The sequence below is a fragment of the Corallococcus sp. 4LFB genome (assembly GCF_046520365.1).
Classification (GTDB): domain Bacteria; phylum Myxococcota; class Myxococcia; order Myxococcales; family Myxococcaceae; genus Corallococcus; species Corallococcus caeni.
Map to the genome: position 1 here is coordinate 1 of NZ_JBKGHJ010000489.1, position 6,118 is coordinate 6,118.

At 71.1% G+C, this 6,118-nt stretch carries 4 protein-coding genes and 1 pseudogene; 2 read left to right on the top strand and 3 right to left on the bottom strand.

What is annotated here, in order from left to right; all coding sequences use genetic code 11:
- Window positions 1-232 (top strand): annotated as a pseudogene (locus tag ACLEQD_RS34860) (MFS transporter); the annotation flags it as partial.
- On the opposite strand, the gene ACLEQD_RS34865 reads toward ACLEQD_RS34860, so the two are convergent.
- The 3 genes from ACLEQD_RS34865 to ACLEQD_RS34875 all read right to left on the bottom strand — a co-directional run bounded on the left by ACLEQD_RS34865 (window position 180) and on the right by ACLEQD_RS34875 (window position 4,552).
- Complete coding sequence (locus ACLEQD_RS34865) at window positions 180-1,712, bottom strand: methyl-accepting chemotaxis protein (RefSeq protein WP_410390041.1); 1,533 nt, start codon at window positions 1,710-1,712, stop codon at window positions 180-182. The pseudogene ACLEQD_RS34860 and the gene ACLEQD_RS34865 sit on opposite strands and share 53 nt — an antisense overlap.
- Window positions 1,713-1,900: 188 nt before the next feature.
- On the bottom strand, window positions 1,901-3,085 hold the full coding sequence (locus ACLEQD_RS34870) for an alpha/beta fold hydrolase (RefSeq protein ID WP_410390043.1): 1,185 nt from the start codon (window positions 3,083-3,085) through the stop codon (window positions 1,901-1,903).
- Between the two features lie 201 nt (window positions 3,086-3,286).
- Complete coding sequence (locus tag ACLEQD_RS34875; protein ID WP_410390044.1) at window positions 3,287-4,552, bottom strand: ATP-binding protein; 1,266 nt, start codon at window positions 4,550-4,552, stop codon at window positions 3,287-3,289.
- A gap of 214 nt (window positions 4,553-4,766) precedes the next feature.
- Here ACLEQD_RS34875 and ACLEQD_RS34880 point away from each other — a divergent pair, with 214 nt between their 5' ends.
- On the top strand, window positions 4,767-5,870 hold the full coding sequence (locus ACLEQD_RS34880; protein ID WP_410390045.1) for an ornithine cyclodeaminase family protein: 1,104 nt from the start codon (window positions 4,767-4,769) through the stop codon (window positions 5,868-5,870).
- Window positions 5,871-6,118: the final 248 nt, after the last annotated feature.

Genomic DNA, 6,118 nt, shown 5'->3' on the forward strand with positions numbered 1-6,118 from the left:
TGGGTGCCCCAGCCAGTTCATCCTGGGCGGCCACCCGTGGGTGAACCTGCACGTCCTCTTCGTCGTGTCGTCGGTGGCCCGGCTGGGCGCCGCCTTCCTCGCGGCCCGGGTGAACGAACCCGGCGCCGCCACCACGCGCACCGTGGCCCAGGTGGTGGAGCGCTTCCTGCCCCGCCCGGCTACAGCCGGTAGTCGCGTACCATCGCCGCCACGCGCTCCGACAGGAGCTTGAGCGACACGGCGGACTCGCTGGTGGTGGAGATGCGCTTCACCGTGTCGCCCATCACCGTGTTGAGCTCGTTGACGGCGGTGAAGATCTGCTCGATGCCGGTGGCCTGCTGGTTCACCGTATTCGAGATCTGACGGGCGGACACCACGCTGTCGCGCACGATGGAGGACAGCTGGCGCAGCGTGTCCCCGGACGTGCGCACCTGGGCCAGGCCCGTCTCCATGCGCTGCGTGCCCGCGGCGGTGATTTCGACCGTGGCGAAGATGGCGGTGCTGATGTCCGCCAGGATGCCGCGCACCTGGTTCGTCGCGCGGATGGACTGGTCCGCCAGGCCGCGGATCTCCCGCGCCACCACCGCGAAGCCCTTGCCGTGCTCCCCGGAGCGCGCCGCCTCGATGGCCGCGTTCACCGCCAGCAGGTGGGACTGGTCCGCCAGGTCCTTCACCGTCTCCGTGATGCCGGAGATCTGCTCGGTGCGCTCGCCCAGCGCCATGATGCGCTCGGCGATCTGCTCCACCTGCGCGCGCAGGGCCACCATGCCCTCGATGCTCTCCGTGATGGCGATCTCGCCCGTCTTGCCCAGCACCTCCGCGCGCTCCGCCACGTCGATGACCGTCTCCGCCGCGCGCGACGCCACCACCGACGTCTGGCGGATCTCCTGCGCCGTCACCTGCGTCTCCTGGAGCGCGGCGGCGTGGCGCGACACCATCTCGTTCTGCCGGCCCGCGGAGTCGTTCAGGTGGTCCACCGAACCGCGCAGCAGGTCCGACGACGCCTGCAGCTGCTGCAGCAGGTCCTTCACCTTCGACGTCATCAGCGAGAAGGCCTTCGCCAGCTGGCCCACCTCGTCCGTGCCCTCCACGCGCACCGTCTCACGCAGGTCGCCGTGCTCCGCGATGCGCTGCGCGGCCTCCGTCAGCTGCACCAGCGGCGCCGCCACCCGGCGCGCCAGCACGATGCCCACCGCCACGAACACCGCCAGCGCCAGCAGCATCACCACGCTCACACCCGTGGTGATGGCCCGGACCTGCGCGCGCGCCGCCGTGCGGTTGAAGCCCACGTGCACGCTGCCCGCCCCGTTCGCGAAGCGCGAGCTCACGTCCAAAAGCTCCGCGTCCCGCACGTAGAAGGTCGCCTCACCCTGCGCGCGGCCCAGCCGGTCGCGCAGCTCGCGCATGGCCGGGGCGTACTCGCCCGCCACCGCGCGCAGCTGCCCGGACCCGTCGAAGACGGCCAGGTAGGCCACCTGGTGGTGGCGCGCCACCTGCTCCAGCACCGCCTGGAGCGACTCCGTCTGGCCCCCCGGCATCGCCGCCGGCAGCGTGGCCGCCAGCGCCGTGGGCAGCGCCCCCCCGACGTCCCGTCCCTGCGCCTCGAAGGCGGCGCTGACGCGCGGGATGAGGTACCCGAAGAAGAGGACCGTGAAGAACAGCGCCACCAGCAGCGGCGCCAACGTGAGCTTCTGGGACAGGGAGAGTCGCATCCGGGAGCGGCGCCAAATCCAGAGGAAGTCTGGGAAACGAAGCCCCCCTGGACCATCCAGCGAGGTGCCGCATTGTGGACATCCCGGAGGAGCCGGCGCAATGGCTCCGCGCGTCCCAGGCCGTGAAAGTCAGACAGCCACCGCGCCCTGGGTAGACACGACCCCGGGGCGCGGACGTCACCCCGGGGTCAGCCGGCCTTGAGGTTGGAGGGCGCGCTCTCGTCCCACTTCCCCATCAGGGTGTTGGACGGGAGGGTCTCATCCAGGAGCTTGCGCGCGGCCTCGCCGCCGGTGACGGGCAGGCCCTTGCGGTCGATGAGGCCCAGCTGCACCAGCACCGACGCCTGATCCCAGTAGATGTGCTCGTGGTAGAGCTTGTCGCCGCGGAAGTTCACCACCGCCACGAAGGCCGCCTCCACGTACTTGCCGGTGGGCGGGATGCCCGGGAGCATCCAGTCCATCTCGATGTCGTGGGTGAAGCTGAAGATGAACTCGTCCACCACGCGGTCCGCGCCCACGGTGCGCGACAGCAGGGTCATCTTCGTGTCCTTGGGGTTCGCGTGCACGAAGTGGTTCGCGTAGAAGCGGTGCAGGTACTCCGCGCCCACGCCGCCCGTCATCACCGGCACGCTGTTGACGTACGGGTGCGCCACCATGGTCTTCATGGTCGCGTCCGCGTCCCGGGCGGCGAACTCCAGCTCCGTGTGCTTGTCCCACAGCGCGGCCAGGTCGTAGCGCGGCCCCATCACGCGCTTGAGCAGCGCGAGGGTGCGCGTGTGCGCCGTCATCTGCGAGGGCCGGTGGAAGGCCGGGGACCCCTCGCGGAAGAAGCCGTGGCGCACGCCCTGGTACAGGTACAGCTCCACGTCGACGCTGACGTGCTGCTTCACGCGCGCCACCGCGGCCGGCGGCACGAAGCCGTCCCACTCCGCGTAGTGGAGCACCATGGGGGCCGCGTTCTCACCCCCCTGCGGGAGCACGTCCTCCATCCCCGGCGCGCAGTAGGCCACCGCGCAGTCCACGTGCGCGTGCGCCGCCAGCTGCGCGGCCAGCGTCCCGCCCAGGCCGTAGCCCAGCGCGCCGACCTGCTTCTTGCCCCGCAGCCCCACCACCTCCGGCAGCGCGCGCGTCCAGGCCACCACCGGCTTCAGGTCCATCTCCTCCGGCTCTCCGCGCGAGGCGAGGTCCGGCACCACCACCACGTAGCCCTCTTCACTGAAGCGCTCGGCCATCAGCTTCAGGTGGGCGTTGCCCTCGAACGCCTCCACCATCAGCAGCAGCAGGCCCGGACCCGTCCCGGAGGCGGGGCGTCGCACCCACGCACGAATCGGGTCGCTTCCATCCACGGGAATCCACGTCGAGTTGTCGTTCATTTGTCGCGCACCCTCCCCAAAGCGGACACATTTCACGCCCGGACAGATTGCCTCCCGGACGTCTGGCATTGTAGCAAACCCTCCACATGTCTGCCTCACGTATTGAGAGGTTTTGATGTGGACGGATTGTTGTATGGCTTTCAGGTGGAGGAATCAGCCATCACTGCAATGCATTGCCCGTAACGCGACCGGCCTTGTGTTTCAGGCCGTCATCGGTGCAGCGGCGCTCGCACAGGGAGAATGCGCGCGCCCGTCCGCCAAAGCCTGACGTGGCAGGCAGAGGGAGAAGACCGTACCCACCTCCGGGGTGGATTCCACCCGGAGGGTGCCGCCGTGAGCCTCGACGATGCTGCGCGCGATGTAGAGCCCCAGGCCCAGGCTCTCGCGCTGGTCCGGACCGTCGCCGCGGCGGAAGGGCTGGAAGAGCGTGGGCAGGAGGTGCGCGGGGATGGGGGCGCCGGCGTTCTGGACCTCCAGGTAGACGGCGTCCAGGCCCTGCTCGTAGGTGCGCAGGCGCACGGGGGTGTCGCACGGGCTGTACTTGAGCGCGTTGTCCAGCAGGTTGGCCACCACCTGCGCCAGCCGGTCCAGGTCCCACACGCCCGGGAGGCTGTCGCGGGCGAACTCGCAGAGGATGGAGCGCTCGGGCCTCGCCGCGCGCAGCTCGTCGGTGACCTTGCGGCACAGCTCGTTCAGGTCGCCCGCGCCCGGCACCACCGGGATGCCCCCGCCCACGCGCGCGCGGGTGAAGTCCAGGAGCTGGTCCACGATGCGCTGGATGCGCTCGCCGCCCCGGGCCACGCGCTCGAACGCCTTGCGTTGGGCGGCCGGCAGCGCCTCGCGGGACAGCTGGGCCTGGGCGGTGGTGAGGATGGCCGCCAGCGGCGTGCGGATGTCGTGTCCCACGATACCCACCAGCTGCTGCTCCAGCTCCGTCGCGCGCTGCAGCTCCTCCTCCACGCGCCGGCGCTCCGCCAGCTCCAGCGCCTGCTGCCGCAGCTTCTCCCCGCGCAGGTACAGCTCCACGAACACCGACACCTTGGCGCGCAGGATGTCCGGGTCCACGGGCTTGAGCAGGTAGTCCACCGCGCCGTACTCGTAGCCTCGGGTGACGTAGGCCGCCTCGCGGCTGAGCGCGGTGATGAAGAGGATGGGCAGGTGCTTCGTGCGCTCGCGGGTGCGGATGAGGCGCGCCGTCTCCAGGCCGTCCAGCCCCGGCATCTGCACGTCCATCAGCACGCACGCGTACTCATCCAGCAGCAGCGCCTTCAGCGCCTCGTCGCCGGAGCGCACGGTCACCAGGTGCTGGCCGAGCGGCTCCAGGATGCCCTCCAGGGCGAGCAGGTTCGCGGGCACGTCGTCCACCAGGAGGACCCGGGCGCGGCGCTCGTCGGCGAGAGGGGGACTGGGGGACTCGTCGGAGACGGCGGTGAGCACGGGCGTCCTGGGAACGGAGGAGGGCTTCAAGGCGGCGTACACTCGGGCGTTGGGGTGGGGCGGCTCGGGTGGCGGGCAGGCAGCCGGGCCTTCGCAGGTCCGGCGGACGTTGAGCGCCTGTCTCCAACACTGCCTCCGTTCCCCGTTGTTCCCTGCACCTGTATTCAAAAGGCACAGCGAGACAGGAATTCGTGTTCAAAACTGACCCATTGCAATTCCTGTCAGGGGCGTAGACTCCGCGCACATGACTCACCCGGCTCCTCGCACCCTCCTGCTCGGCCCTCCTGACCTGCGCGCGCTCGTGGAGGGCGTGGGGCTGGACGTCCTGATGGACGAGCTCATCCAGGCGCTCACCGTGGCGTTGCGGGAGCTGGACGAATCCGTCCTGCAGGTTCCCAAGCGGGAGGGCTTCCAGGTGGTGAGCGAGCCGCGCCCGTCCGGGGTGATTGGCTGGATGCCCGCCCTGCGTCGCGGGGACAGCCTGACGGTGCGGGTGGCGTCCTCCCTCCCCACCAACCGGGGGGAGGCGGGGCTGCCCACGCTGGTCGCGACCCACAGCGTCTACGACGTGAAGACGGGCCACCTGGCGGCGGTGATGGACGGCGTGTTCGCCACGGCGCTGCGCACGGGGGCCGCGTCGGCGGTGGCCAGCCGCTACCTGGCGTCTCCGGACAGCCGGGTGCTGGGGCTGGTGGGCTGCGGCGCGCAGGCCGTCTCTCAGCTGCACGCGCTCAGCCGCGTGTTCCGGCTGGAGCAGGTGCTGGTGCACGACCTGGACGCGGACGCGGCGCGCTCCTTCGTGCGGCGCGTGGAGTTCCTGGGGCTGGACGTGCGGCCCACGCCCCTGCCGGACCTGGAGGTGTGCGCGGACATCCTCTGCACCGCCACCACCGTCGCCCGGGGCGCCGGGCCCGTCATCTCCGGCCACGCGCTCCAGCCGCACGCGCACGTCAACGCGGTGGGAGCGGATCAACCGGGCAAGGCGGAGCTGCCCCTGGCGCTCCTGCGCCGCAGCCTCGTGGTGCCGGACTTCCCCGCCCAGGCGCGCCTGGAGGGCGAGTGCCAGCAGCTCCACCCGGATCAGATTGGCCCGGACCTGGCCACCGTGGTGCAGCAGCCGGAGGAGTTCCAGGGCTGGCGCGAGCGCAACACGGTGTTCGACTCCACCGGCCACGCGCTGGAGGACCACGTGGTGACGCGCCTGCTGCTGGACCACGCGCGGCGCATGGGCCTGGGCACCCTGGTGGCGCTGGAGTCGCTGGGCGGGGATCCGCTGGATCCCTACGGCCTGGTGCGCGGTGACGCGGACGCACGCACAGGGTCTCCGCGCCGCGCCACCGGCACCTGAGGTCGCCCCAAAGGACGGTCATTCCGTCCGCGGGACATCCATTCGCGCGTGGGCTGCGTAGTGCTGTTCACGCATGCACGCGCTCCCCTTCCCTTCGCTCCGGCGACTCGCGCTCGGGCTCACCCTGACGGTGGCGCCGCTGCTGGCCGGCTGCGGCCAGTCGCCCGCGGCGGAGCGCGTGCCCTTCACGCCCGCCACCGACAGCGCCGTGCTGGAGCACGTGCCGGCGACGGCGACGGACGCGAAGG